Source organism: Cytobacillus oceanisediminis (assembly GCF_003182355.1).
Taxonomy (GTDB): Bacteria; Bacillota; Bacilli; order Bacillales; family Cytobacillaceae; genus Cytobacillus; species Cytobacillus oceanisediminis_A.
This window is the reverse complement of the sequence record NZ_QGTW01000013.1, coordinates 41,330-67,425: the sequence shown is the minus strand read 5'-3', so window position 1 is coordinate 67,425 and position 26,096 is coordinate 41,330. Positions and strand designations below refer to the sequence as shown.

At 41.3% G+C, this 26,096-nt stretch carries 25 protein-coding genes; 14 read left to right on the top strand and 11 right to left on the bottom strand.

Translation table 11 applies throughout. From position 1 onward, the window contains the following. Positions 1–9: 9 nt before the first annotated feature. Positions 10–912 carry an ABC transporter permease gene (locus tag DFO73_RS21090; protein WP_110066667.1) on the bottom strand — a complete coding sequence of 301 codons (903 nt, stop codon included), beginning with the start codon at positions 910–912 and terminating at the stop codon, positions 10–12. 294 nt (positions 913–1,206) lie between these two features. Between DFO73_RS21090 and DFO73_RS21085 the strand changes: the two genes are divergently transcribed. The 4 genes from DFO73_RS21085 to DFO73_RS21070 all read left to right on the top strand — a co-directional run bounded on the left by DFO73_RS21085 (position 1,207) and on the right by DFO73_RS21070 (position 6,088). Continuing rightward, positions 1,207–2,784, top strand: coding sequence for a glutathione ABC transporter substrate-binding protein (locus DFO73_RS21085; RefSeq protein ID WP_110066666.1), 1,578 nt, complete (start codon positions 1,207–1,209; stop codon positions 2,782–2,784). 101 nt (positions 2,785–2,885) lie between these two features. Next, entirely contained in the window at positions 2,886–4,124 is a 1,239-nt protein-coding gene (locus DFO73_RS21080; protein ID WP_110066665.1) for an amidohydrolase family protein, read from the top strand. A gap of 26 nt (positions 4,125–4,150) precedes the next feature. Continuing rightward, the gene (locus tag DFO73_RS21075) at positions 4,151–5,374 is read left to right on the top strand and encodes an amidohydrolase (RefSeq protein WP_110066664.1); all 1,224 of its coding nucleotides are present in this window, start codon (positions 4,151–4,153) and stop codon (positions 5,372–5,374) included. 90 nt (positions 5,375–5,464) lie between these two features. Next, entirely contained in the window at positions 5,465–6,088 is a 624-nt protein-coding gene (locus tag DFO73_RS21070) for an ankyrin repeat domain-containing protein (protein ID WP_110066663.1), read from the top strand. A 74-nt stretch (positions 6,089–6,162) separates the two neighbouring features. Here the strand turns inward: DFO73_RS21070 and DFO73_RS21065 are convergent, their stop codons facing one another. Next, positions 6,163–7,377, bottom strand: a complete 1,215-nt coding sequence (locus tag DFO73_RS21065) for a CynX/NimT family MFS transporter (RefSeq protein ID WP_110066662.1) — start codon at positions 7,375–7,377, stop codon at positions 6,163–6,165. Positions 7,378–7,647: 270 nt separating this feature from the next. Between DFO73_RS21065 and DFO73_RS21060 the strand changes: the two genes are divergently transcribed. Together DFO73_RS21060 and DFO73_RS21055 are read left to right on the top strand one after the other, a co-directional pair. Next, positions 7,648–7,929 (top strand): GNAT family N-acetyltransferase, encoded by a 282-nt coding sequence (locus tag DFO73_RS21060; RefSeq protein WP_110066661.1) that lies wholly within the window; start codon positions 7,648–7,650, stop codon positions 7,927–7,929. 14 nt (positions 7,930–7,943) lie between these two features. Beyond that, on the top strand, positions 7,944–8,726 hold the full coding sequence (locus DFO73_RS21055; RefSeq protein ID WP_110066660.1) for an alpha/beta fold hydrolase: 783 nt from the start codon (positions 7,944–7,946) through the stop codon (positions 8,724–8,726). A gap of 256 nt (positions 8,727–8,982) precedes the next feature. Here DFO73_RS21055 and DFO73_RS21050 read toward each other — a convergent pair whose 3' ends face one another. From DFO73_RS21050 to DFO73_RS21030, 5 genes are all read right to left on the bottom strand, one after another. Next, entirely contained in the window at positions 8,983–9,495 is a 513-nt protein-coding gene (locus DFO73_RS21050; RefSeq protein ID WP_110066659.1) for a hypothetical protein, read from the bottom strand. Next, a complete protein-coding gene (locus tag DFO73_RS21045; protein WP_258309668.1) occupies positions 9,492–9,872 on the bottom strand; it encodes a hypothetical protein in 381 nt (126 codons plus the stop codon). Before DFO73_RS21045 ends, DFO73_RS21050 begins: the two co-directional genes overlap by 4 nt. A gap of 217 nt (positions 9,873–10,089) precedes the next feature. Further along, on the bottom strand, positions 10,090–10,461 hold the full coding sequence (locus tag DFO73_RS21040; protein ID WP_181396085.1) for a DUF1360 domain-containing protein: 372 nt from the start codon (positions 10,459–10,461) through the stop codon (positions 10,090–10,092). Positions 10,462–10,875: 414 nt separating this feature from the next. Then, positions 10,876–12,483 (bottom strand): FMN-binding glutamate synthase family protein, encoded by a 1,608-nt coding sequence (locus DFO73_RS21035; RefSeq protein WP_110066658.1) that lies wholly within the window; start codon positions 12,481–12,483, stop codon positions 10,876–10,878. Between the two features lie 15 nt (positions 12,484–12,498). After that, positions 12,499–13,128 (bottom strand): NAD(P)H-binding protein, encoded by a 630-nt coding sequence (locus DFO73_RS21030; RefSeq protein WP_110066657.1) that lies wholly within the window; start codon positions 13,126–13,128, stop codon positions 12,499–12,501. A gap of 332 nt (positions 13,129–13,460) precedes the next feature. Here DFO73_RS21030 and DFO73_RS21025 point away from each other — a divergent pair, with 332 nt between their 5' ends. Then, the gene (locus tag DFO73_RS21025; RefSeq protein ID WP_110066656.1) at positions 13,461–13,967 is read left to right on the top strand and encodes a ferritin; all 507 of its coding nucleotides are present in this window, start codon (positions 13,461–13,463) and stop codon (positions 13,965–13,967) included. A 63-nt stretch (positions 13,968–14,030) separates the two neighbouring features. On the opposite strand, the gene DFO73_RS21020 is transcribed toward DFO73_RS21025, so the two are convergent. Further along, positions 14,031–14,879: a YitT family protein gene (locus tag DFO73_RS21020; protein ID WP_110066655.1), complete on the bottom strand. Its 849-nt coding sequence runs from the start codon at positions 14,877–14,879 to the stop codon at positions 14,031–14,033. 241 nt (positions 14,880–15,120) lie between these two features. On the opposite strand from DFO73_RS21020, the gene DFO73_RS21015 reads away from it, so the two are divergent. Continuing rightward, on the top strand, positions 15,121–15,306 hold the full coding sequence (locus DFO73_RS21015; protein WP_110066654.1) for a histidine kinase: 186 nt from the start codon (positions 15,121–15,123) through the stop codon (positions 15,304–15,306). 337 nt (positions 15,307–15,643) lie between these two features. Here the strand turns inward: DFO73_RS21015 and DFO73_RS21010 are convergent, their stop codons facing one another. The 3 genes from DFO73_RS21010 to DFO73_RS21000 form a co-directional block, all read right to left on the bottom strand. Further along, positions 15,644–16,873 carry a PucR family transcriptional regulator gene (locus DFO73_RS21010; protein ID WP_110066653.1) on the bottom strand — a complete coding sequence of 410 codons (1,230 nt, stop codon included), beginning with the start codon at positions 16,871–16,873 and terminating at the stop codon, positions 15,644–15,646. A 117-nt stretch (positions 16,874–16,990) separates the two neighbouring features. Further along, a complete protein-coding gene (putP, locus tag DFO73_RS21005) occupies positions 16,991–18,454 on the bottom strand; it encodes a sodium/proline symporter PutP (RefSeq protein WP_110066652.1) in 1,464 nt (487 codons plus the stop codon). 189 nt (positions 18,455–18,643) lie between these two features. Then, the gene (locus DFO73_RS21000) at positions 18,644–19,561 is read right to left on the bottom strand and encodes a proline dehydrogenase family protein (RefSeq protein WP_110066651.1); all 918 of its coding nucleotides are present in this window, start codon (positions 19,559–19,561) and stop codon (positions 18,644–18,646) included. A 275-nt stretch (positions 19,562–19,836) separates the two neighbouring features. Between DFO73_RS21000 and DFO73_RS20995 the strand changes: the two genes are divergently transcribed. From DFO73_RS20995 to DFO73_RS20970, 6 genes are all read left to right on the top strand, one after another. Further along, the gene (locus tag DFO73_RS20995) at positions 19,837–20,991 is read left to right on the top strand and encodes an ABC transporter substrate-binding protein (RefSeq protein ID WP_110066650.1); all 1,155 of its coding nucleotides are present in this window, start codon (positions 19,837–19,839) and stop codon (positions 20,989–20,991) included. A gap of 352 nt (positions 20,992–21,343) precedes the next feature. Continuing rightward, complete coding sequence (locus DFO73_RS20990) at positions 21,344–22,219, top strand: branched-chain amino acid ABC transporter permease (protein ID WP_110066649.1); 876 nt, start codon at positions 21,344–21,346, stop codon at positions 22,217–22,219. A gap of 12 nt (positions 22,220–22,231) precedes the next feature. Beyond that, positions 22,232–23,209: a branched-chain amino acid ABC transporter permease gene (locus DFO73_RS20985; protein WP_110066648.1), complete on the top strand. Its 978-nt coding sequence runs from the start codon at positions 22,232–22,234 to the stop codon at positions 23,207–23,209. Further along, entirely contained in the window at positions 23,181–23,954 is a 774-nt protein-coding gene (locus DFO73_RS20980; protein ID WP_110066647.1) for an ABC transporter ATP-binding protein, read from the top strand. The genes DFO73_RS20985 and DFO73_RS20980 overlap by 29 nt, the downstream gene beginning before the upstream one ends. Further along, complete coding sequence (locus tag DFO73_RS20975; protein ID WP_110066646.1) at positions 23,947–24,657, top strand: ABC transporter ATP-binding protein; 711 nt, start codon at positions 23,947–23,949, stop codon at positions 24,655–24,657. The genes DFO73_RS20980 and DFO73_RS20975 overlap by 8 nt, the downstream gene beginning before the upstream one ends. A gap of 108 nt (positions 24,658–24,765) precedes the next feature. Then, positions 24,766–25,746 carry a glycerophosphodiester phosphodiesterase family protein gene (locus tag DFO73_RS20970; protein WP_110066645.1) on the top strand — a complete coding sequence of 327 codons (981 nt, stop codon included), beginning with the start codon at positions 24,766–24,768 and terminating at the stop codon, positions 25,744–25,746. The last annotated feature ends 350 nt before the right edge of the window (positions 25,747–26,096 follow it).

Below are 26,096 nucleotides of genomic sequence, written 5' to 3'. Positions count from 1 at the left end.
TAGGCTCTTTTATTTTTTCATTCTAGGATCAAATGCATCCCGCAAGCCGTCACCGAAAATATTAAATCCAAGAACTAGAATGGAAATGGCGAGGCCCGGAAATAAGGCAATATACGGTGCTGAGAATAAGAAATCTCTTCCGCTGCTAAGCATGGTTCCCCACTCTGGTGATGGTGGCTGGGCACCCAGGCCAAGGAATGATAATCCAGCGGCTGATAAAATGGCTGTAGCTAATCGCAGTGTTCCCTGTACAATAATGGGTGAAAGAATATTTGGAAAAATGTGTTTGGCGATAATTGTCAAATCATTTGCGCCTAGCGAGCGGATAGCATCAATATACTCAAGGCGTTTTACTTCTAAAGTAGATCCTCGAACAATCCTGGCAAATAAAGGAACAGAGAAAGCCCCAACTGCTATTGTTACATTGATAAGGCTAGGACCAAGAGCAGCGATGATGGCAAGTGCTAATAGGATTCCTGGGAATGCAAGCATGACGTCCATCATTCTCATGATAATGGTGTCAACCCATTTTCCATAGTAGCCGGCTACTAACCCAAAAATAATTCCAAAGAATGCACCGAATAATACAGCAGCAAAACCTACCCCCATGGACAGCCTTGAACCATAAAGGATCCTGCTTAAAATATCTCTTCCTTTATCATCTGTCCCCATCCAATGCTCCGAGGATGGAGGTGTCAATTTATTTTCCAAATCAATTTCGTATGGACTATAAGGAGCCAGCAGCGGTGCAAACATTGCCATGAAGATATAGATAAGAATGATTATGGCTCCAACTAAAGCCGCTTTATTCTGGATTAATATAGATAGAAAATCTTTTACTCTTGATTCCTTTTTACTTATGAAAGACTTTGCAGCAATATTAGGCTGTTCGGTTTTTACTTCAACTGTCATCTTATTTCCCCCCTATAAAATTTTTCCGAATTGAAATTCTGAAATGTGAATCACCCTTCCTCCTTTCAAAGAGTTTGGTATAAAAATGAGTGATGTTTTATTTAAATTATCAAAATTACCAGCAAAGTAAATATTTTTTAAAAGAGTTGTCAAAATCTTTAAAAAACACGTAAATATTCTGTAAATATTGAAATTCATCATCTTCTATAATGCAGATAAGTAGTTACGGAGGGATGGTGAAAATAGTTTTTGACGCTTAATTATTTCGAAAATGCAAAAAAGGGGAGAGAAAGAATGAAGAAAAATAGAAAACTATTTCAGAATGGAATGCTTATGGTTTTCCTATGTTTATTGATGCTGTTTGTTGCAGCTTGTTCTACTCAATCAAATACAGAACAGAGTGCTGCTAATGGAACGGAAGGGAAAAAAGAAGGGGGAACACTGACAGTTGTTCGTTTATCTGACGCAACAAAATTAGATCCTCACTTTATTACAGATATACCTTCTGCAAATATTATTTATCAAAAAGTATATGAAACTTTAGTAGAACCGGATAAAGACATGAACATTCAGCCCTCTCTGGCAACTGAATGGAATGTTATTGATGATACGACTTGGGAGTTTAAGCTGAAAGAAGGCGTTTCATTTCATGATGGGACTCCGTTTAACTCAGAGGCAGTAAAAGCAACCTTTGACCGCTTGCTGGATCCAAACACAGGATCGCCGCAGCGTGAGAAATTCGCGATGATTAATGAAGTAAAAATTATTGATGAATACACAGTACAATTATTACTTGAATATCCTTATGCTCCGCTTCTTTCAATTCTGGCAAGTAGCGAAGGAAGCATTATTAGCCCAAAAGCTTTAGCTGAAAACCCTGAAAAGCTGACTGAACATCCAGTTGGTACAGGACCATTTGTATTTGAAGCCTGGAAGACCGGCCAGGAAATATCTTTGAAGAAAAACGAAAACTATTGGGGGAAACAGCCAAAAATTGACCGGGTTGTGTTTAAAGTTGTCCCAGAAGATGCAACTCGATTGGCTATGATCGAAACAGGGGAGGCCCATATTAACGATCAGGTGCCTGTTACGGAAATTGAACGAATTGAATCATCCGATTCCATGGGACTTTTCCGTGCGGAGGGACTTGCTGTTGAATATATCGGGTTTAATACAAAGAAAAAACCTCTGGATGATGTTAAAGTCCGTAAAGCAATCAGCCATGCCGTTGAGAGGGAAGCGATCATAAAAGGGGTTTATAACAACGTAGGTACACTTGCAAATGCGGCTATGAGCCCAAAGGTTTTTGGCCACAGTGAGAATGTAAAGCCTTATGATTATGATTTAAATGAAGCAAAAAAATTGTTAAAAGATGCCGGATATGAAGATGGACTCCAGCTCAAATTACTCACCAGCGATAGAAAAGAACGGATCAATATGGCTGAAGTTATTCAATCCCAATTAAAGGGGATAGGCGTTGAGGTAGACATTCAAGTAATGGAATATGGTGCTTATATCGATACGATTGATAAATCAGAACATGATCTATTTATTGGAGGATGGGGAAATGCGACAGGGGATGGGGACTATAACCAGTACAACCTGTTCCACACTGCTTCACAAGGACCTCCAGGAAACCATTTCTATTACAGTAATCCAGAGGTAGACAAAATGATCGAAGCGGCACGGAGAGAGACTGATGAAGCAAAGCGTAAGGAGCTTTATGAGCAGGTAATGCAAATGGAATTAGAGGATGCCGTATATATTCCGATCCGGAACTACGAACATATGGCTGCCCATAGTAAAAATGTAAGCGGCTTTTGGTTAAATGCTGCAAACTACCTGATGATTGATGATGCAGTAATTGAGTAAATAGAGGTCGATGGTGATGAAAAATTAACATCGAAAAACCGGAAAAGTACTTTTGTTCAAAAAGTACTTTTCCTTCATTCTCAACTTTAGGAGGAATTGATATGACTACTCATTGGATTACAAATGTTCGTCTGGAAAAAGGATTTATTTACGAAAATGGACGAATTGCCGGTACCAGGACAGAAATTTGCCACTTGAAAATTGAAGGTGGAAAAATCACAGAAATCACAAAAACTGCTCCAGGTTCCCATGAAAACCAGTTCGATGCCAAGCAGCAGCTTTTACTTCCTTCATTAAGAGATATGCACATTCACATTGATAAAACTTATTATGGCGGTCCTTGGAAAGCCTGTACGCCAATCACAAAAGGAATTTTCACCAGATTAGAAGAGGAAAAAGAGCTTTTGCCAAAGCTTCTTCCAACCGCACAAGAGCGTGCTGAAAAAATGATTGAGCTGTATTTGAAAAATGGCCATACTCATATTCGCACGCATTGTAATGTCGACCCAGTAATTGGACTAAAAAATTTAGAAGCTACCGTAAATGCATTAAAAAAATATGAAGATGTTCTTACATATGAAATCGTGGCATTTCCGCAGCACGGACTCCTAAGAAGTGATTCTGTTCAATTAATTCGCGATGCAATGAAAAATGGAGCCACCTTAGTTGGCGGTGTTGATCCGGCTACAGTAGACCGGAACATTGAAAAGTCACTGAATACAATATTTGAAATTGCGGTTGAACATAATAAAGGAGTCGATATCCATCTTCATGACCCTAACACATTGGGAGCTTTTACATTCGAGAGAATGGCTGATTATACAAGAGAAGCAGGTCTAATAGGAAAGGCGACGATTAGCCATGGGATTGCTTTAGGTGATTTGCATGGAGAAGCGCTTACTGAAATGGCGGCATTACTAAAAGAACATGAGATTGATGTGACTACCACTATTCCGATTAATCGCCCAACTATTCCAGTCTTAGCACTTGATGGGTATGGCATTCAAGTGTCTGTAGGGCATGACAGCATCACTGATCACTGGTCCCCATTTGGAACAGGGAACACCATCCAGAAGCTTGGAACTCTTGCAGAAAGATTCCGACTGATTGATGAATATTCCTTATCATCTGCTTTGAAATTTGCAACCGGCGGGATTACTCCATTAGATAAAGATGGGGAACGAGTTTGGCCAAAAGCCGGCGATGATGCAACGATGATGTTAGTCGATGCGACATGTTCAGCAGAGGCGATTGCTAGAAGGGCAAATGTGGAGTCATTATTTTTCAAAGGCAAGAAGGTTGAAAGCAAATTAACAGAAATGGATGCTATAAATGCATAACTTAAAAGAGCAAAGGGGGAAATACAATGTCCACTCCGTACTGGTTAACAAATATTAAATTGGAGACAGGATATCTTCAAGATGATAAGGGGTCATACACTACCAAAACAGAACTCTTTCATTTGAAAATAGAAGACGGAAAAATAACAGAAAAACAAATCAGCAGTTTTGAAATTTCCGAGAATGAAGAAACAGTGGACTGCAAAGGATTTCTAGCGTTGCCTTCTTTTAAGGAGATGCATAATCATCTTGATAAAACCTATCTATCTCTTGATTGGAAGGCTTGCAGGACGGTCAGAAATTTAGAAGAACGATTACAATATGAAGCAATGGAACTTGAGGAATTAGCCCCTACAGCCAAACAGCGGGCAAGTAAAATGATCGAGCTTCTCCTTTCAAAGGGTTCAACTCATATTCGTACCCATGTAAATATTGATCCTTATATAGGATTGAAAAACCTGGAAGGTGTGAAAGCTGCCTTAGAGGACTATTCTGATAAATTGACATATGAAATTGTTGCATTTCCGCAGCACGGTTTATTAAGAGAAAATGTGATTCCGCTTATGAAAGAAGCGATGAGATCTGGAGCTAACATTGTTGGTGGTCTTGATCCTGCAGGAATTGACCGCAACATAGAAAAATCTCTCTATGAAATAATGAATCTTAGTACAGAATTTAATGCAGATATAGACATCCATTTACATGACGGAGGCCATGTAGGTTATTATACGGTTGATAAATTTGCTGAGATGGTTGAAGATGCCGGGTGGCACAATCGGGCTGCTGTGAGCCATGCGTTTAGTTTGGGTGAAATTCCTGTCCCGCAGGCAGAAGAAATTGCAGATAAATTGAGTGAGCTTGGAATGTCGATTATGTCCACCATTCCGATAACAAAATCTCTTCCCCCAATCGAACTTTTGGACAGAAAAGGAGTAAATGTTTATCTGGGATGCGATGGTTTTTATGATTCCTGGGGTCCTTTCGGGAATGGAGATCTATTAGAAAAAGTAACGCGATATGGCGAACTTTACCGTAAGAGCGATGAACTTTCCTTAGCACAATCTTTAAAATGGGCTACTGGGGGTCCTGTTCCATTAAACAAGGATGGAGAGGTAGCGTGGCCGTTTGAGGGAGATGATGCAAATTTAGTTCTTGTTGCTGCTTCCTGTTCTGCCGAAGCAGTAGCAAGAACGCCTAAGCGAGAAGCGGTAATCTTTAAAGGAAAGATAGTTTCAGGCCAGTTATCATAGAGTGATGTGGAAGTCCGAAAGTTGGGCTTCCTATTTTAATAACTTAAAGAACTGAATGGTTACAAACTTTTAAATTCGGGAGGCTCTATTATGATTAAGACGAATGAATACAAAATATTTTTTGATGCAGCGAGAACAGGCGATCTAGAGAGTTTGAAAAAATTCCTTGAGCTGGGCACAGATATTAACTTGCAGGATAAAAAGAAGCGGACTGCCATATTGCTGGCTGCAATGAATAAACATTATGATGTCGTAAAGTATCTAGCCGATGCAGGTGCAGATATTAATCGGCAAGACCAAACTTGTTTAAATCCATTTTTATATGGCTGCATTTATGGAGATTTAAAGCTAGTAAGATTAATGATTAATGCAGGCGCTGATTTAAATCTTGTAACCCGATTTGGCGGTGTGGGAATTACTCCGGCAAGTGAAAGGGGGCATATCGAGGTGGTCAGGGAGCTTTTAACCTCAACGGATATTAACGTAAATCATACAAATTATTGCGGCTGGACACCCCTGATTGAAGCCATCGTATTGAATAATGGCGGCCCAAGGCAGCAGGCCATTATTAAACTATTGCTTGAAAACGGTGCCGATACTGAACTGGCAGATCAATATGGAGTGACTCCGATTGAGCTTGCTAGAAGAAAAGGATTTAAAGAAATAGAGGAAATTTTATTAGAAGCAGGTGCAGAATGTGCATTTGAAAAGTAATAGCATTCATTACCATAGCACAATGAAGGACTCCATAAAGGCTGTAAAGATTTAGGAAGAAGGAAAAATCCCCTCTATATAATCGTAGAAGGGGATTTCTTTCTACCTATAAAAGATGTTTCCAGTACATATCGATTTCTCCCTGCACCGACTCCGGCCAATGTGAAAACAATTGTAACCAATATTAGCAGGATTAATGGAAGTGTCCAATTATGAAAGAAATCGTATATATTACCGATCAAAAACGGGCCAAGGGCAGCAAGCAAATAACCTACCGATTGAGCCATGCCTGATAAGTCGGCAGCCTGCTTAGCATTGGCCGCACGCAAACCGATCAATGTTAATGAATGGCTGATGGCCGCACCTAAAGCAATGCCGATTAGTATAATACTCACTATGATTACAAAGGAATTCATATTTAGTAGAAGTCCTGTTATACCAGCAGTACAAAAGGCCCCAATTCCAACAGCTATCGCTTTTTGGTTTGGAAGCCGGTCTGCGAGAACAGGGATAATAAAATTGGCAGGCAGACCTGAAAATTGCAGCAGTGTGACCATCCAGCCTGCTGTTGTGATATTAAATCCCCGATCAGTAAGAATCTCCGGCAGCCAAGTGATAAACGAGAAATAAACTAGTGATTGCAGGCCCATAAAAAGGGTGACCTGCCAGGCGATTCCGGACTGCCAGAGTGAAGAATTGGATGAGGCAACCCTTTGCTTGGGGGTGTTCTCTTTTATTGGTTTAAGCTGTGGAATCCAGATAAGAACTGCTATTACCACCAAGATAATCCAAACACCCAGTGACCAGGACCAGCCGATCTGCCATTTTTCTGCTAGAGGCACACTTAGTCCAGGGGCAAGGCCTGCCCACAGTCCCATCGAAAATGTGTAAACGCCTGTCAGTAAACCCACTTTTCCAAAACGTTCCTTTACTATTCCAGGGAGAAGGACATTGCATATCGCGATCCCCATACCGATTAAAGCCGTACCTACAAATAAAGAGATGGCAGAGCGGATGAGTATTCCCGTCCCCAGTACAACGAGTCCGCCCAGAATGCTCATTTCATTGCCAAACCTTTGGGCAATTTTTGGCGCAAAAGGAGAAAGAAGGGCAAAAGCCAGCAAAGGAAGGGTCGTGAGCAGGCCAGCGAGTCCGTTTGAGATTCCAATATCATCCCTGATTGAACTAATCAGCGGGCCAACAGCAGTTATGCCAGGTCTTAGGTTAAAAGCAACAAATATGATGCCCAGTATTAAAACTGTATGTTTATTTATTTTTACAGGAAACATTTTTTTCACCCCGCTATGTAGAAATAGAGCCCAAAAGGGAAACGAAAATATTACGCTATTCGAACTATTATAATGAATATTCTGATAAAAGTATAGGGGAAAAGAAAATTTGAGCGACCATGTTTAGGGGCGTCAGAAAAGAGGGAAATTTTTAAAGTAACACAATAATGCAGGAAGATAAATTTTCCAATTAATATGTTAATATACAGGCATAAGGACATATTAGAATTAGCAGTTGAGCTTCGGATACCCATTAAGGAGGAAAATTAAATGAGTGCAGAAATTCAAAAAGAAGAGAACCGCTTTTTTGTAAATGATGAAGAAGGGAATATGGCAGCTGAAATTACTTTTGTACCCAGCGGTGAGTCTCAGGTAACGATTGACCATACGTATGTGAGTGATTCGCTGCGGGGTCAGGGAATTGCAGGAAAGCTAGTAGAAAGCGTTGTACAGGAGGCGCGCGATAAGGGCTATAAGATTGTTCCGGTTTGCTCATACGCGAAAGCTGTATTTGATCGAAAAAGTGAATACCAGGATGTACTAGCAAAATAAGGTGGGTGTTTTGAATGGATGCTAAACGTGTAGAAGTTAATGGAACAGCAATATCTTACTACGATGAAGGCCAGGGAGAACCAATTGTTTTGATTCACGGATTCTGCGGAAGCAAGGATTATTGGCAGAAGGTGGTTCCTGGACTGGCAGAGAAATACCGAGTAATTGCGGTCGACCTTCCCGGACACGGAGGTTCTGGTCTCCCTAAGGGATATGTTTCAGTTGAAGCGATGGCAGAAATGATTCAAAGTGCTGTTTTGGAGCTGGGATTGGAAAAAGTGTCTCTCATTGGCCACTCGCTGGGGGGCTATGTAACACTTGCTTTGGCTGAAGCTTATGAGGACAAGCTGAAACAGTTCTTACTCGTCCATTCAACAGCCAACCCGGATTCTGAAGAAGGGAAGAAGGGCAGGGAAGTGGCAGCTGGGAAAATCGATTCAGAAGGAATTAAAGCCTTTGTTGATGGACTTGTTCCCAATCTTTTTGCGCCAGGAGAAAAGCAGCCCGAAGAACTTCAACAGGCAAAAGAGATTGGTTATGGCACTAATCCGGAAGGTGCAAAGGCCGCTTTAAAAGCGATGAAACAGAGGCCGGACCGAAATCACGTTCTAAAAAATACGAAGCTTCCGGTATTAATTGTCGCTGGTGAAAAAGACCAGATCGTCCCGCCGGAGAAGTCTTTTACGGTCGTGGGGCCGAACATCAAGCAGGTGACCATTAAAGGTGCAGGGCATATGAGCATGTATGAAGCGCCGGCTGAGCTTGTTGAAGTGATTCGCGGATTTTTGGAGGAGTAGGCAGGCTTAAGCAGAACCATAAGATAAAAATTTTAAATTGTGAAGGAGTCGTCAGATTTTTATCCGCACATAAATCTGGTCTATCCGCACATAAAATTTTTTATCCGCACATAAATCGGGTCTATTCACACATAAAATTTTTTATCCGCATATAAATCGGGGCTATGCACACATAAATGGCTTTCGTTCATCTTTCAGGATTAAACCATAGAAAAAAGCTCCTTTTATTGCATAAAAGGAGCTTTTCCTAATAAAACTACTTAAAAATAACCGAAATGATTTCGTCTGTTGTCATTCCGCTTTCCACTTCAAATGTTCCAGGCCGCAGTTCGTTCGCCAAGCCGCGTTTTTCAACATCTTTGTAAAACTGGACTCCGCTTTCGATAATGTTGGCACGCTCTAAGGCATTTCCTACATCGATGCTTGTCATTCCCATCGAGACTGTCAAGATGGTACGATAGACAACCTTCTCGCCGGTTTCCTTATTTGATTTCTCTTCCGTTTTTTCTTCCTTTTTTTCATTGGTTTTTGCAGCTGCAGCCAGCTGCTTGCTCCACTCATCTTCTGTATTTATCACATAGCCTTTAGAAGACAGCAGATCGATCATTTCTTTGTCAGTTAGCATTTTCTGTTTAGCCGCTTTTTCTGTTTTATCCTCCGGTTTCTCTGTACTTTTTGCTTCAGAAGGACCAAAAAAGTAGGCACCGCCAGTCAAAATGGCAGCCGCTAAAAGGCCTGCTGCAAAACTGCGCAAGGAATTAGGTGTCATTGTACAACCATGCTCCTTTCAGCTCTTTTCGATAAATAAGGTAAAAGCATCCGTTCCACCTCATTAGGTGTAAGCTGTTTTTTTAAGGCAATGCTCTCAAAGGAATACCCGCGCTTATGTAGGTCAAGAATCTCCCGAAGCAATAAGCGATCTTCCGATGATCCTTTCATTGAGCCGGACTGGTGGGCTGTAATTTCTGCATCTAATTCGATATTCCTGATCTGCTGCTGCAGCTCGTGGATTTCATTCTTTAATGAAAAAGTAACCTGATCAATTTGTTGCTCAAGATTTGATTTGGATTGCGTCGTTTTAAAAAACGATAAAATGAGCAGCACAACTGCTGAACCAAACAAAATGGCTATTACCCATCCCATCATAAAAATCCTCCCCTATATAAAGCATTTTCTATGTATCTATTTTTTCCAATCTAAATTATACCTTGATTGCAGGGGGAATTCGATTTAAAACGACAAAATCCCACAATAGTCCTGTTTTTATGTAAGAAAAAGGGGCAGATGGTAAATCTTATTTCTTATTAAAAGTTTCCCCAGGACAGTCACAAAAGCCTCTATGGCAATTTCCTTACTAATTGGTTTAAGTATTCTCTTTCTTGAGTTTAGCAGCATATAATTCTGTCTTTTTAATATTAACGCCAACAAATGATTCCAGTATGGCTTGCCCGCCGGCAATAGCAAGAATAAAAATTAGATACCTTCCAAATGACGGGAGAAGGATGTATAAAGATCCGAGCAGGATAGCTGACCACATACCAGTGCACCAATAGCATGTCAGCAAATATCCGAACATAGACTTTGGTACTTTCTTAATTTGGTGGAAAGGTGTTTCTCTTTTCACTAAAAAAAGGTTCCTGATGGGCTCTGTTATTTTATCGAAAACAATTAAATGAGTTAAGCGGTAGCTTGCTAATATAATCATAATAAAAGTCATCCAGGATAATTCCACAATATGCTCCTCCTTTTTGTAAACTTAGTTTTACCGCAAAAAAGGAAAGTAAAGATACAATTGGGAAGTGTCCACAAATTGTTCACAAGTGGAATTAAAATGAATCCATTACATACAAAAAAACAGATAGCTGATCTGTACTTTGATAATTCCAGAGAAGTTTCCTATGAGAATCAATAAAGCAAATTTATTTGGAAGTAGAAGATTATTTTAAAAAGTACCAGTGTCAGGGATGTGCAAAACAAAAGATTGGCCATCACTGGGACGGACAACAGATGGGTGCGGGGGTGATTGTTGAATGGAAGAAGGGAGCCAGTAAATTGTTGAAACTTCAATTTCTGTCATTTCCTTATGTGGAAAAAGTATTGAATAAAGAGAAAAAACCTAATCCCAATTGGGACCAGGTCTTTTTCTTCTTCAGCCTTCCTTTTGCTTTTGTGTTCTTTTTGCTGCCTGCAGAATTTCCTCGAGTGGAGAGACTCTGCCAAATTTATCTTTATGGACTATATGCTTCCTTTCGAATAAGGTAGGGTCCTCAATTCCGGCTGCGGCGGCAAGATTGTAAAGCCCTTCCCTTAGAGAGATAACGTAGTTGCAGACTCGATAATGTTTTTCCTCGACAATCAATCCGTCCTGGAGCTTTTTGTCGGTAGTAGCTACTCCTGCAGGACAGTGATTTGTATGGCAAACCTGCGCCATGATGCATCCAACGCTGATCATAAAGCCTCGGGCGATATTGACGAGGTCTGCACCCATTGCAAGAGCGATTGCAATTTTATCAGGTGTAATTAGTTTTCCGGAGGCGATGATTTTTACACGGTCTCGAACTTCATACTGTCTCAACATTTCGTCTACCACAGTCAGAGCGGATTGGATTGGAAGACCAACACTGTCTGCGAGCTCCTGATAGGTTGCACCTGTACCGCCTTCACCTCCATCGACTGTAATAAAATCAGGGCCTTTGCCGCTTTCCTTCATATATGAAATCATCTTTTCGAGTGCATCAAGGTCACCAACTACGATCTTCATCCCAACCGGCTTGCCGCCTACGCTACGCAGTTCTTCAATAAAATCAAACATAGAAGGGGCATCATCAAATTCATAGAAACGGTTTGGACTGTTAATCGTTTTTCCGACTTCAACAAGGCGAATACTGGCAATCTCTTCAGTAACCTTTTCGCCTTCAACATGTCCCCCGCGGGTTTTTGCACCCTGGGCGAGCTTTAATTCAAAAGCTTTTACCTCAGGGATTTCACTTTTCTTTTTAAATTCTTCCCATGAGAATTCTCCGTTTGGTTTTCGTACGCCAAACATGTCCGGCCCAATTTGCATAATGATATCCGGACTTCCTGCCAAATGATATTGGGAAAGACCGCCTTCACCGGTGTTCATCCAGGTGCCCCCCGCTAGGCCAAGGCCTTTTGATAAGGCAGTGATGGCTTTTTCGCCAAGGGAACCATAGCTCATGGCCGATTGTCCGACAAGCCCCTTGACTCTGAATGGATGTCTGCAGGTGGTTTCACCCAGGACGACTGCATCTTCATCACGCAAATAAAAAGGATCTGCCAGTTTTTCTTCACTATGTTCCTTTCTTGAAAACAAGTTGTCCCCATCAACTTTATAAACACGTGTTTTAATTTTATTGGTGTTATCAACCTTCATTTCATCGACCAGCTTTGGAAACAATGTATTCCGAATATAAAAGCCTTCATCATCAAAATCCCTTATTGATCCGAATCCTATTAGTCTTTCTTTATACTTTCCCGCTTTCACGACGTCCTGATACTCTTTCCTGGAGAAAGGCTTGCCTTCTGTATCGTTATTAAACAAATATTGCCTTAATTCTGGCCCGATTTTTTCTGTAATATACCGTACCTTCCCGATAACCGGAAAGTTTCTGAGTATAGAATGCTGTTTTTGCCTGTCATCTTTTATATACCAATAGGTAAAAAGGAAGACTGGTATTAAAATGACAAGTGCAATAAATATAAATAGTGCAATGACTAGATAATCTGTTAAGCTCATATGGTCCTCCTTCGATTAAAATAAGTTTAGTGCGTCATGGATAGGGGTATCACCTGAGGATACTTCAATCGTTTTATTAAAAACTGCTTCGTTTTCTAAAGATTCAACAAGAACCTCGGCTGCATCCTCGCGGGGGATTTCTGCTGACCTATCATGTATTTTGCTGGTTGCATGTACCATTTTTGTACCTGGTTTATCTGTTAATTGGCCAGGGCGTACGACTGTATAAATAAAATTGGCACCCTTCAGCATATCCTCAGGCAAATCTTTGGCAGCAATCGTCCGGGATTGGTCATTCTCACTCTCTTCCGCTTTTACTGCGCTCATCATCACAAATCGCTTAACACCTGATTTGTGTGCTAATTGGATCGTATCCGAAACAGATTGATGGTCAACCATGACGGTTTTGCTTGTATGCTTTTTTGGATTGACACCTGTTAAGTAAATGACAGCATCTGATGACTGAAGGTGAGATAAAAGATTTTGTTCGTCATATACCACTGCATTAGCCGCACCCAGCTTTTTCAAATCTTCAATTTGATTTTCATTGGCGACAACTGCAAGAGATTCTATGTTTTTCTCTGCCAGCTTCCTGACTACATGTTCGCCAACATCTCCATTGGCACCGATAACGACCACTTTCATATAAACGCCTCCTTTTCTACCCTTTTTCCACAAAGGGTTATTTTAAAACCAAAAGGGTTAAAACAATAACGCAGCCCCATTAGAAGCTGCACTATGCCTTTTTTTTTCTATACCATTTCATTATTAATCATGGTTAATTATCCCGACGATTCAACTTGTTCAAAAGCATCCCTGAACTTGCTGATCACATAAGTGTTTTTTTATAATAACTCCACAATTTTGGATACTGAAAAGAACGAAAAAAAGCTATTAATAATTTGGTACAGATTTTACGCTTGATTCAATCCTCATAGGGAATAGTAATAAAAGAAAGAATTATAGGAGGAATTGCGGTGTTGAGCGATAAACTAATCAAAGAATTGAACAGCCAAATGAATTATGAGTATTATTCAGCCCATGCTTATTTAGCTATGGCAGCATATTGTTCCGCTGAAAATCTGGATGGGTTTGCAAACTTTTTCTTAGTCCAGGCAGAAGAAGAACGATTCCATGCCATGAAGTTTTACAATTTCTTAAATGATATTGGGGCACGGGTGACCGTTGAAGGGTTTCCGTCTGTCAATAATGACTTTAACTCTGTCCTGGATGTGTTTGAAAAAGGGCTGGCTCATGAAAAGGAAGTTACCAGCCGAATTTACAACTTGTCAGATATCGCCCTTGATGAGAGGGAGCATGCGACCATGACCTTTTTAAAATGGTTCATTGAAGAGCAGGTCGAGGAAGAAGCCTTATTTGATAGCTTGATTCAGAAGCTAAAAAGGATTGATGATGACAGCAATGCATTTTTTATGCTTGAAAATGAACTGGCGAAAAGGACTTTTACTCCCGGAGGGGAGTAATTTTTAGGGAATGGCAAAAGAAGAAAAAGCCTCATCCATGGTGGATGAGGCTTCTTTATATAGTCAAGCTAATCGTTTGAAATTTTGTCCGAGGATTTCATTCATAGTATGGACGGTGATAAATGCTTTATTATCAACCTGTGTGATGTAGCCTTTCAGCCTTGTAAAATCTTTGCGGCCAAGGATGGTCGTAATCACTTCTTTTTGGTCTGAGGTGAAGGCTCCAGTAGCAGTATGGATGGTTGCACCTTTGCCTAACTCATGGACAATATAGGTTTTAATTTCATCGCTGTGGCGGCTGATGATGACGATTTCTTTATTTGAATTAAATTGCTGAAGTGCATAATCAATGACAAATCCATTTATGATGACACCAAAGAACGCATACATGCCGACTTGCGGCCCGAATAGGATGGCGGAGGATAGAGCAATCGATAAATCCGCCAGAAGCACACCCCGGCCTACTTCAATGTTTAAGTATTTATTAAAAATCATAGCAATAATGTCAGTTCCGCCCGTGGATGCCTGCTGGTTAAAGACAATTGCCATCCCAGTTGCGGCGATGCATTGGCCGATAATCAGCTGAATAAGAATATCATCGCTAAGCGGCTGGCTGATTGGGGCGTATTTTTCAAGAGCCCATACATAAAATGAAAGGGCAAAGCTTGCATAAATGGTCTTAGCACCAAAGCCTGAGCCGAGAAAAATAAATCCGACCAAAAACAGTACAATATTGACAAGAATCATGAACATTCCGATCGAGATCCCTGGGAACAAATCATTCATGATAATCGACAATCCACTGACTCCTCCTGTTGCTAAATTATTGGGAGACAAGAAAAAATGGACATTTATTGAAACAAGGAATGCTCCTAGATTTATCAATAAAAAGGAAAGTATTTTTTGTCGCATCGCCGCAACCTCCTTTTCTAACATTTTTTTCGCTTTTCGTAAAAAGTGGAACAACGGGATTATAAAGCCCATAAACACCCTTTGTAAAGGGAATGCGGCCAAAAAAATAAGGTTTAATAATTATGACAATTGGAAGGGGTTGCAATAAAGGTGTGTAATTATCCATTTGCTCTCATTTTTTATATAATAGAATGTAGACTAACCCGCCTTACTGAAGTGCAATGAAAGGAAGTAAGAAATCTTGAAAAATAGAAAGCTTATAGTGATTCCCATCATGATTCTTGTAGCAGCTGCCGCTATGTGGATGCTTAACAAGGATTATCAGCAAATAGACATGACGATCAGAATATTGATAGCAGCCGGTGCAGCGGTTTTATCAGGTGCTATTTCGTATTTTTTGTTCAAGCCTGAAAATGAAGAAAATTAAAATGCCTGATCCCCGAAAAGGGGCAAGCATTTTTTTGGGCTTTTATGCTGCGGAAGGTATTTAAAATTGAAGGAGTTGCGGTGATGTTAAAAATGAATGACTCAAATACAAAAGTACAGAATTCGCAGAGGGAACATACTTTATGACAATAAACTTTGAACAATAGGCTTCTGCAAAATATATCGTTTTTGTTTAAACAGCGGAGAATTCTTATCTGTCAGGGTGGAAAATCCGGGGAAGTTTAGAGGGAGGTAATAATTTTAATATCAGCGGCCATATGAAAAAGCAGTTCCCAATAAAAGCAAAATAAAAGCAGACTCCATTCAAGGAATCAGCTTTATTTTTTACGCTTGAGCAACTGTAAATCGATATATAGCTGGCATCTTGTATTAAAATCGTCAAAATCGATGGAAGTTAGATCTGTAATTTGCTTCATCCGGTATTTTAATGTGTTTGAGTGAATGAAGAGCTGTTCCGCTGTAGGCTTGAGACGGCAGTTATTTAATAAATAAACTTCAAGTGTTTTCAGTAAATTGGTCTGGCTTTCATGGTCTTTTTTCTGAAGCTTCAAAAGGTCTTCATTAACGTAATTCGTCTTGCTGTTATGCTGTGCAATGGGCTCCAAATACCGGAAGACCCACAGTTTTTTATATTCATATGGCAATTCTTCAGGCGAGCCGATAAATTTGGCGGCTTTAATGACCTCCCGCGCCTCTGCATAGCTTTTCCGCAGTTTAAGGATGGATGCATATTCACCGCCGATTCCCGCATACACTGCTTGCTGCTTAAATTGGCTGAGGACTGTGTTGGTTAATTCATGTGCATCTTCTGATAGGCTGCCCGGCGCTGGAGAACTGCTGCCAATCATCACAATAATCTCCAGCTGGTTTGTAAAAATATGAGCCGGATGGCTGAGTGCGTTCGCAAACAGGCGCACTGTTTCGGTCAGCTCGGCAAAAATTTCTTCATCTGCCTGGGCGACTGTGAATACATTAATGATGAATGCCTCCGGAAGGATGATTTTCACATTGGCTGCTTCCCATTTGATCTGGTCTTCCGTTTGGTATGTCCGGTCTATGATCTTTCTGTAAAATTGATGTTTCTCCTCATCTTTGCGCAGCTTTAACAGGTTTTTCTGGTAAAGAAGCTTGCCAATATGAAAAGAGATTTCAAGCAAAAACTTCATTTCATTGTCCGATAGCAATCCATCCGTTTCTTGAACCCAAATATAACCCAAAATCTGATCCTTGTATTTAGCGCTAACGACCACACGCTGGTTTAGCCCGATATCTTCCATCCTTTTAATGCGGAATGGCTCAGGAATGGTTTTCAGCTGATCGACAATGCCTTCATCCATAAACTTTTCTAAGATGGGAATAGGCCACCTTTTGGAAAAAATCGTCTGCTGATTGGCCAGATCAAAATGCTCAATATAATATGAACTGTAGGCCAGCAGCGAAAACTGCTCATCCTCGATGACGACAGGCTTCTTTAAAAAGGTACTGACCATTTCCGTTATTTCGTCTATATCTGATATATTAAGGATCTTCTCCAGCGGCTGGCTCATTCGGCTACCTCCTAAGTATTACTGTTTTTATTATAGAGAAAATCAGTACCAGGTACCACCCGAATTATGTCGAAAATAAAAGGACCGGGCCGTTCTGGCCCAGTCCTGCATGAAAGGTTATTTAAATGATTTCTCAAAGTCGTCAAATTGTTTTTCTATTTCTGTTGAAGGTTTTGCTGTTAGAAGGCTTACCACTATGATCGCAATGAGGCTGGCAGCAAAGCCCGGAATCATTTCATACAGGATTCCGGATAAGCCTGCGCTTGACCAAATTATAACGGTGCTTGCCCCAACAACCATTCCTGCTAAAGCTCCCCATCTAGTCATGCGCTTCCAGTAAAGGCTAAGAATGATTAGCGGTCCGAAAGAGGCTCCGAATCCTGCCCATGCATAGCCTACTAGATTAAGAATCGTTTCGTTTTTCTCCCATGAAATAACCAATGCTACGATCGATACAAGCAATACAGATAGTCTCCCAATCGTGACAAGCTCTTTGTCTGATGCTGAACGGCGGAAGAACGTTTTGTACAAGTCCTCTGTAAGTGAACTCGAAGTCACAAGCAGCTGGGAAGAAATCGTGCTCATGATAGCAGCAAGGATCGCTGCTATTAAGAATCCTGTAATAACCGGATGGAATAGGACATCTCCCAATAAGATGAAAATAGTTTCTGAATCTTCAAGGCTTATCCCGGTATCCGCAACATAGGCAATGCCGATGAAACCTGTCAGCATTGCTCCAATGCTTGAGAAAATCATCCAGCCCATCCCGATGCGGGTGGCTTTCTTGATTTCCTTTACAGAACTGATTGCCATAAAGCGGACAATAATATGCGGCTGTCCGAAGTAGCCAAGACCCCAGGCAAACAGGGAGATGATGCCAAGCAGGCTTGTCCCTGTGAAAATATCAAGCAATGCAGGGTCAATAGATCTGGCTGTATCAATAGCCGGGCCGAATCCGCCTACATGGAACAATGTTACTAATGGTACGAGAATCAGTGCAACAAACATGATCAACCCTTGAACAAAGTCTGTCCAGCTAACCGCAAGGAATCCGCCAAACAGAGTATAAGCAACAACTACACCTGTGATAATCCATAAACCTGTGTGGTACTCTAGACCAAATGTGCTTTGGAATAATACGCCTCCGGAAACCATGCCTGATGAAACATAGAATGTGAAGAAAATCATAATAACTAATCCTGAAATCAGGCGAAGGATCTTGGACGTATCGCCAAAGCGGTTTTCCAAATATCCAGGAATGGTGATAGAGTCATTGGCAACTTCCGTATAAGTGCGCAGCCTTGGAGCAACATACAGCCAGTTAGCCCATGCTCCGAGCGTTAATCCGATAACAATCCAGGATGAACTTAAGCCTGTGGCATACATGGCACCTGGAAGCCCCATTAGCAGCCAGCCGCTCATATCGGATGCACCAGCACTTAAAGCGGTAACGGCAGGACCAAGCGTTCTTCCGCCAAGCATGTAGTCTGATAGATTGGAAGTTCGTTTATAGGCGTAATAGCCAATCCAAAGCATCCCGATCATATAGATGGTAATGGATATAAGCAAAGCATAATCCATACATAACCCCCCTTTGATAGAAGCATTCTTTAATTTTGTAAATATTTAGATAAAATAAGCTGTGAGAAAGCGTTCTGCTCTGCTTTCTCATTACTTAGGAAATCTTCCATTTATATTGTATCAAAATAGTATTTTGTTTTTATTATAGCCGGATTTTAATATTTTGAAAGAAAAATAATTTCTAGTGTATTATCCTTTGAAAATACCTTTAAAAGCAAAGGCAATATTCGCTGGGCGTTCAGCCATCCGTCTCATGAAATAGCCGTACCAGTCCATTCCATAAGGTACATAAACACGCATTCTGTATCCTTGCTTCGCGAGTTCCAGCTGTGTTTTGTTTCTCATGCCGTAAAGCATTTGAAATTCAAAGCGATCGTTTGGAATGTTATGCTTCTTTGCTAGCTCTTTTGTATACTCGATGATTTGGTCATCATGGGAAGCTATCGCCGTATAATTTCCATTCAGCAGGCTTTGTTCAATCAGCTTTTTATAGTTCTCGTCCACATCCTTCTTTTCAGGGAAGGCGTGTTCAGGTGACTCTTTGTAAGCTCCCTTTACAAGCCGCAAAAAAGGCTGATACTTGCCAAGATCCTGCAAGTCTTTTTCAGTGCGATATAAGTATGCCTGAAGAACCGTACTAACACAGCTGTATTTCTCTTTAAACTGCTTAAACAAGTCTATGGTCGCCTGGCAGCGGGGAACATCCTCCATATCAATTGTAACCATAATGTTGTGCTTTTCAGCTGTATCCAGAATCCTGGTCATATTTGTTACGACAAGATCATGATCAATATCCAGGCCAAGGGAAGTCATTTTAAGGGATACTTGCGAATCCAAACCTTCTCTGCTGATCATCTCAATAGTAGAGATACATTCCTCTGTCCGTTCATTCGCAACCTCAACCGAATCAACGAATTCACCCAAATGGTCAACAGTTACGGAAAGTCCTTGATTATTCAAGTCCCTTATAAAGCGCACGCTGCTTTTAAAATCCACACCGCCAATTAATTTTCCTGCTGCAAAACTTCCGCCTTTGTTTTGGGCAATTTTGTTTAAAAATCCATTCTTAGATAAGTAAAGGAAAAAGTCCCTTGTAATCGCTTCCATTCAAAGCACCTCCAGTTGGTTATATCTTTAGATTAATCTTACAATTCTGTGACAAGTGCCGGCAATGTTCCAGAAAAACAAAGATTTCCCTCATATTTTGTTGATAGAAGACAATTGAAGGTGAGATTTTCCACACTGCGAGATTTCCAATTTAGTTACAAAAATAATATGTAAGAAAAGTTTCCATATTATTATTTACATTGACAAGCATTTGTATTTAAATAGTAATATAGTTTCGAATATTTATTTATTTCTGAAAACACGGGGGTTGGAAGATGAAAAAACAGTTGAAGAAATTTGCCCAATTTACAGCCTTGTCCAGTTTGCTGGTTCTGTCTGCATGCGGCGGCAGCCAGACTGCAGGAGACAAAGAGGGGGAAAGCGGCGGAGGAGCAGTCAAAGCAGATATAGGAGTTATTTCCTATATCAGCGGACCTGGAGCAGCCTATGGGGAAGCGATCACAAACGGCTTAAAACTTGCGCAGGAGGAGATTAATAGCAAAGGTGAGGTAGAGATAAACCTTGTTATTGAAGATTCAGCCGGCAAGCAGGATCAAGCTTTGACAGCAGCTCAAAAATTAATGAATTCCGAGAATGTTACAGGCATTATCGGACCTACCTTAAGCACAGAAATGAATGTAGTCGGCCCGGAGGCAGATCTAAACGGTGTCCCAATCATGGGAACATCGACTACAGCAGAAGGCATCCCGCAAATAGGAGATTATGTATTCCGTAATTCGCTTCCTGAAGCATTGGCCATTCCGGCTGCAATCGACAAAGCGATTGAAAAATATGATGCTAAAAAAGTTGCAATCCTATATGGAAATGATGATGTATTTACAAAATCGGGCTTTGATACGATGAAAAAGGCTGCAGAAAAAAAGGGCCTGGAAATATTGACGATTGAAACTTTTCAAAAAGGACAGTCCGACTATAATGCACAGTTAACAAAAATTAAGGGCTTAAATCCAGATCTGATTTTGGCTTCTGCTCTTTATAACGAAGGTGCAGTCATTATGGACCAAGCCCGTAAAATGGGTATAGACGTTCCTTTCGTAGGCGGAAACGGTTTTAACTCACCCGAGGTAATCAACATCGCAGGTGATGCGGCAAATGGGCTTATTGTAGCAACGCCTTGGTACGGTGAAAAAGAAGATGAGAAGGTTCAGGATTTTGTCAGCAAATATGAAGAAGAATACAGCAAAAAGCCAGACCAATTTGCAGCCCAGGCATATGATGCGCTTTATATTATGGCAGAAGCATTGAAAAATGCGGGTGAGGCTGACCGTGATGCTCTTCGGGACGCATTGGCTGAAGTCCAGGGCTTTAATGGAATCCTTGGTGAGTTCTCTTTTGATGAAGAAGGGGATGTCGTGATGGATCCAACTGTCTTGGTGATAGAAGATGGATCTTTCAAGGTTTTTGAATAATAAAGGTAACCCTTAGTAAAGCTCTGGCGCCCAATAGTGCCTGAGCTTTACTTTTAAAGCTTAAGCTCTGTTAAAGCTAAATGTTGATTTAACACGTGTTGATTGGAGCGGAAGGCACGAGATCCTCGAAAATGCATATGTATTTTCTTCGTACAGTGTTTTATTCGAGGATGCTTATTCAATGTCCAGCGGGAAAGGTGTACCTAGGGAGACCCTGCAGGCGCAGAACGCCGTGAAGCACCGGAAGCCCGCGGTTCGCTAAGTGCTTGCTGCGGAATTCAACACCAAGTTTAACAAAGCCAAAAATTAAGACTGCAAGCTTCATATAAAAAATGTTAGTAGGTGGATAGCCGTGTTAATTGAACAATTAATAAACGGAATAACCCTTGGCAGTATTTATGCCATCGTTGCGCTTGGGTTTACACTAGTCTTCGGGGTGCTTGGCATTATTAACATGGCGCACGGAGAGATCTTTATGTTTGGCGCCTTTATCGGCGTGGTTGTGACAGCTACCTTCAAAGGGCCGCTTTGGCTCGCTTTCCTGGCAGCCATTTTGGTTACTGCTGTAATGGGGTATATGCTTGAACGTTTTGCTCTAAGACCGCTGCGAAGTAAACAAGGTGTTTCACATTTAGCGCCATTAATCAGTACAATCGGTGTTTCAATATTACTGGAGAATCTGTCCCATCATCTTTTTGGTCCAGGCAATCATCCATTCCGGGCTTCATTCGCTGAAATTAATTTTCAGATCGGATCGATAACCATATACCTCGTGCAGATTGTCATTTTTGTCATTTCTGTACTCCTAATGTACGCTCTTTCTTTTTGGCTTGGCAAAACAAAAGCAGGCAAGGCTTTAAGGGCAACAGCGGAAAATTTGGAAACTGCAAGCCTTCTTGGCGTTGATGTAAAAAGAACAATTACGATGACCGTTATCATTGCATCGGCTATGGGAGGAATTGCCGGCATCCTAGTCGGAATGGCTTTTAACTCTGTTACGCCGCAGATGGGATTATCCATAGGGCTAAAAGGGCTTGCCATTATCATTCTCGGAGGAATGGGAAATGTCAAAGGCGCAATGGCAGGCGGGCTGATCCTTGGATTGGCGGAGACTTTCGTTGTAGTTTACGGCAATTCCGGCTACAAGGATGCAATAGCTTTTGTGGCTATAATCGTCATACTACTCATTAGGCCTCAAGGGTTGTTTGGCCAAAAAATCTCAGCGTAAGAAGGTGAATCCATGCTTGCAGAATTAATTAATCCATATCACTTACAGGTTGCTTCCTTTATACTAATCAACATTATTCTAGGGGTAAGCATTTATATTACACTATCAACGGGACAGCTGTCGCTTGCCAATGCAGGGTTTATGGGGATCGGAGCATATACTTCCGCACTTTTAACGCTGAATTTTGACCTTCCGATTATTGTGGGAATACTGGCAGGTACCTTAATGGCGGGTTTGTTCGGAATTATTATCGGAATTCCAACTTTAAGGCTTCAAGGAGTTTATCTGGCGATTGTTACCCTTGGATTTGGAGAAGTAATTCGTGTTATTTTTGTAAACTGGGAGTCGCTGACAAAGGGTGCTGTTGGTTTATCAGGCATACCGCATATGGGACGTGAAATCCTGAATACACTAAAAGGCTTTGGTTTTGATCCGAAGGTGCTTGGCCTGCAAAATAACCAGTTTGTTTTCTTAACTATTTTCCTTCTCTTATTAGTAATTACCATCAGCATTGTCATGTTTTTTAGAAGGCAAAACCGATCCCGTGTCGGACGGGCTTTTGCTGCAATAAAGCTTGATGAAAAGGCAGCGGAGTCAATGGGAATCAACATAACCTATTATAAAGTACTTGCTTTTGCACAGGGAGCATTGGTAGCAGGCTTTGCCGGCACTTTGTTTGCACACGTGCTAGCTTACATAAGCCCGGCCGATTTTGCCTATCACCGTGCAGTCGAAATTTTAATTTTTGCTGTCTTTGGCGGCAGTGAAGTCATTTGGGGACCAGTATTTGGGGCGCTATTCTTGACCGTTATGCCAGAAGTGCTTCGTTTTATCAGCGAATACCGCTATATGATTTACGGTTTAATCATCATTATTATGATGGCTGTCCGTCCTCAGGGACTTATTGATGTAAATTTTTTAAACTGGATTAAGCTGAAAACGTCAAAGAGGGGGCAAAAGCATGGTACTTCAAGTCAAAAAAGCATGTAAAAACTTTGGCGGGCTGAGTGCTCTGTCTGATGTCTCATTTTCTATAAATAAGGGAGAAATCTTTGGACTGATTGGACCCAATGGAGCAGGCAAAACAACGATGTTCAATTTAATTACATCGATGTTTACACCGACTTCCGGGGAAATTATATTTAACGCAGATAACATAAATGGCCTGAAGCCCCATCTCATTACGAAAAAAGGCATTTGCCGGACATTCCAGAACATTCGTCTATTTCCGCAAATGACAGCTGAGGAAAACGTAATGGTAGGGGAGCATTGCCGGAGTAAAGCAGGGGTATTCAGCAGTGTCTTTCGGACAAAAAACCAGCGCAAGGAAGAGGAAAGAATCCGCCGCAAAGCAAATGAATTGCTTGAATTTGTTGGTTTGGGAGGATATGCGGATATTGTCTCGGACAGCCTGGCATACGGCCAGCAAAGAAGACTAGAAATAGCCAGAGCCTTGGCCAGTAGTCCGCAGCTTCTTCTTCTTGATGAGCCGGCAGCCGGAATGAACGAAACAGAAACAAGCGAACTTTTTCACCTTATTAAAAAAATTCAGGAGCAGGGGATTACTGTGCTGCTGATTGAGCATGATATGCCTCTTGTGATGAAATTATGCGACCGGATTGCGGTACTTAACTTCGGCAAGAAGATTGCAGAAGGAACACCGGCCGACATTCAGAATAACCCTGATGTCATCGAAGCCTATCTCGGCAGCGAGGAGGAAGATATGTATGCTTAAAGTAAACGGCATTTCCGCCTTTTATGGTAAAATCCAGGTGCTTAAGAACATTGGTCTTGAGGTGGAAGAAGGAAGCATTGTCACAATTCTTGGAGCAAACGGAGCCGGGAAAACAACGACCATGAAGACTATATCTGGGCTTCTGAAACCGCAGCAGGGCAGCATTGAATTTCAAGGTGAGGAAGTAAAGGGGCTGCGGCCTGATCAGCTGCTGAGAAAAGGAATTGCTCTTGTTCCGGAGGGCCGGCAGATCCTCTCAGGGATGACAGTGCTCGAAAACCTTGAAATGGGGGCATACCACCGAAAGGATAATGAGATTGACCGGGATATTAAAAATGTAATGGAAAGATTCCCGATTCTTGAAGAAAGGCAGAAACAGCTGGGTGGGACTTTATCTGGCGGCCAGCAGCAAATGCTCGCCATTGCCAGAGCAATCCTCAGCAAGCCGAAGCTTCTTCTCCTTGACGAACCATCAATGGGATTGGCACCGCTGATCGTGGCTGATATTTTTAAAATTATAAAAGAAATTAATGAAGCTGGGACAACAGTTCTCCTGGTAGAGCAGAATGCAAGACAGGCTCTGCGCATATCTGATTATGGATATGTGCTGGAAACCGGAAAAATCGTAGCAGAAGGAAGTTCCCGGGAGCTGTTGAATGATCCAAGAATCATGGAGGCCTATCTGGGACGGAAATCGAGTTAATATATTATGATGGCCAAATCGATTGATTTGGTCTTTTGTATTTACAAAGATGAAATTGTGGTAAAATCGGTTCGATAATGATATAAGAGACACCATTTGGAGGACCGGATGAAAAAGATCAAAAAGTTTTTTAAAAGACTGCTCTTGTTTTTACTAATCCTTGCAGTGTTTATGTTTGCCAATAATAGCTCTCTGTTTACAAAAGAAAGGGAAGAGAAACCTTTGCTGATGGCGCATAGAGGGATGGCACAGACCTTTAATATGGAAGGAATAACCGGAGATACGTGTACGGCAGAGCGAATTTATGAGCCTGAACATCCTTTTATAGAAAATACCATTCCATCTATGGAGGCGGCTTTTGAAGCTGGGGCTAATGTAGTGGAATTGGATATCCAGCTGACAAAGGATGGCCAGTTTGCTGTTTTTCATGATTGGACGCTGGAATGCAGGACAGATGGCCAGGGAGTTGTCAGGGAACATACAATGGAAGAACTGAAACAGCTCGACATTGGATACGGCTATACAGCTGATAAGGGAAAAACTTTTCCGTTTCGCGGAAAAGGAACCCGACTTATGCCTTCGCTTGATGATGTAATGGAGCATTTTCCGGAAGGCAACTTTTTAATTCATATTAAAAGCAATGATCCGAGTGAAGGAAAACAGCTTGCTGAATATCTTTCAAAGTTCCCGGAAAGCCGGCTGCAGGAAATAACGGTATATGGGGGAGATGAACCTATTGCTGCGCTTAAGGAGAAAATGCCTGGCATGCGGGTGATGTCAAAGGCAACCCTAAAGAGTTGTCTTTTGCCCTATCTGGCAGCTGGCTGGACAGGATATATTCCTAATTCCTGTGAAGAAACGCAGCTGCATGTCCCTGAAGCTTATGCAAAATGGATGTGGGGCTGGCCTAATAAGTTTTTAAACCGTATGGATAAAGCAGGCACAAATGTCATCGTAGTTGCAGGCGACGGCGGCTGGTCTGAAGGCTTTGATAAACCTGCAGATTTGGGACGTCTTCCTGCTGGCTATTCCGGGGGAATATGGACAAACCGGATTGATCTAATTGCACCCCTATACAAGGAAAATTGACGCTTGGAATCATCCAGGCGTTTTTTTTTATTAGGGTCTATTTAAGATAAATGTTGATAGTAGCACCCTGTTGATTGCAGCGGGAGGCGCGAGTCAAAGGGAGACCCCGCAGGTATAGTTCTTGAGGAGGCTCCTGTACCGCCCGCGGTTCTTCTGAGTGCATGGAGCGGAAATCAACAGGTAAGTTAACAAAGCTTTTTATAATTAGATCAATTTTTTGCTTTAATAGACTGTTTGAATTGGGCTTTTCACACATGATGTTTAAGGGCGCCTGCCCTTTTCTAATTTTTTTACAGGCAAATTATTTAAAAATTTTGTAAAAAGGGATATTATATTTATAGCGTTATAAT

Coding starts and splice junctions, on each gene's coding strand:
- DFO73_RS21090 (WP_110066667.1), bottom strand. CDS start 912: ATGACAGTTGAAGTAAAAACCGAACAGCCTAATATTGCTGCAAAGTCT.
- DFO73_RS21085 (WP_110066666.1), top strand. CDS start 1,207: ATGAAGAAAAATAGAAAACTATTTCAGAATGGAATGCTTATGGTTTTC.
- DFO73_RS21080 (WP_110066665.1), top strand. CDS start 2,886: ATGACTACTCATTGGATTACAAATGTTCGTCTGGAAAAAGGATTTATT.
- DFO73_RS21075 (WP_110066664.1), top strand. CDS start 4,151: ATGTCCACTCCGTACTGGTTAACAAATATTAAATTGGAGACAGGATAT.
- DFO73_RS21070 (WP_110066663.1), top strand. CDS start 5,465: ATGATTAAGACGAATGAATACAAAATATTTTTTGATGCAGCGAGAACA.
- DFO73_RS21065 (WP_110066662.1), bottom strand. CDS start 7,377: ATGTTTCCTGTAAAAATAAATAAACATACAGTTTTAATACTGGGCATC.
- DFO73_RS21060 (WP_110066661.1), top strand. CDS start 7,648: ATGAGTGCAGAAATTCAAAAAGAAGAGAACCGCTTTTTTGTAAATGAT.
- DFO73_RS21055 (WP_110066660.1), top strand. CDS start 7,944: ATGGATGCTAAACGTGTAGAAGTTAATGGAACAGCAATATCTTACTAC.
- DFO73_RS21050 (WP_110066659.1), bottom strand. CDS start 9,495: ATGACACCTAATTCCTTGCGCAGTTTTGCAGCAGGCCTTTTAGCGGCT.
- DFO73_RS21045 (WP_258309668.1), bottom strand. CDS start 9,872: ATGATGGGATGGGTAATAGCCATTTTGTTTGGTTCAGCAGTTGTGCTG.
- DFO73_RS21035 (WP_110066658.1), bottom strand. CDS start 12,483: ATGAGCTTAACAGATTATCTAGTCATTGCACTATTTATATTTATTGCA.
- DFO73_RS21030 (WP_110066657.1), bottom strand. CDS start 13,128: ATGAAAGTGGTCGTTATCGGTGCCAATGGAGATGTTGGCGAACATGTA.
- DFO73_RS21020 (WP_110066655.1), bottom strand. CDS start 14,879: ATGCGACAAAAAATACTTTCCTTTTTATTGATAAATCTAGGAGCATTC.
- DFO73_RS21010 (WP_110066653.1), bottom strand. CDS start 16,873: ATGAGCCAGCCGCTGGAGAAGATCCTTAATATATCAGATATAGACGAA.
- putP (WP_110066652.1), bottom strand. CDS start 18,454: ATGGATTATGCTTTGCTTATATCCATTACCATCTATATGATCGGGATG.
- DFO73_RS21000 (WP_110066651.1), bottom strand. CDS start 19,561: ATGGAAGCGATTACAAGGGACTTTTTCCTTTACTTATCTAAGAATGGA.
- DFO73_RS20995 (WP_110066650.1), top strand. CDS start 19,837: ATGAAAAAACAGTTGAAGAAATTTGCCCAATTTACAGCCTTGTCCAGT.
- DFO73_RS20985 (WP_110066648.1), top strand. CDS start 22,232: ATGCTTGCAGAATTAATTAATCCATATCACTTACAGGTTGCTTCCTTT.
- DFO73_RS20980 (WP_110066647.1), top strand. CDS start 23,181: ATGGTACTTCAAGTCAAAAAAGCATGTAAAAACTTTGGCGGGCTGAGT.
- DFO73_RS20975 (WP_110066646.1), top strand. CDS start 23,947: ATGCTTAAAGTAAACGGCATTTCCGCCTTTTATGGTAAAATCCAGGTG.
- DFO73_RS20970 (WP_110066645.1), top strand. CDS start 24,766: ATGAAAAAGATCAAAAAGTTTTTTAAAAGACTGCTCTTGTTTTTACTA.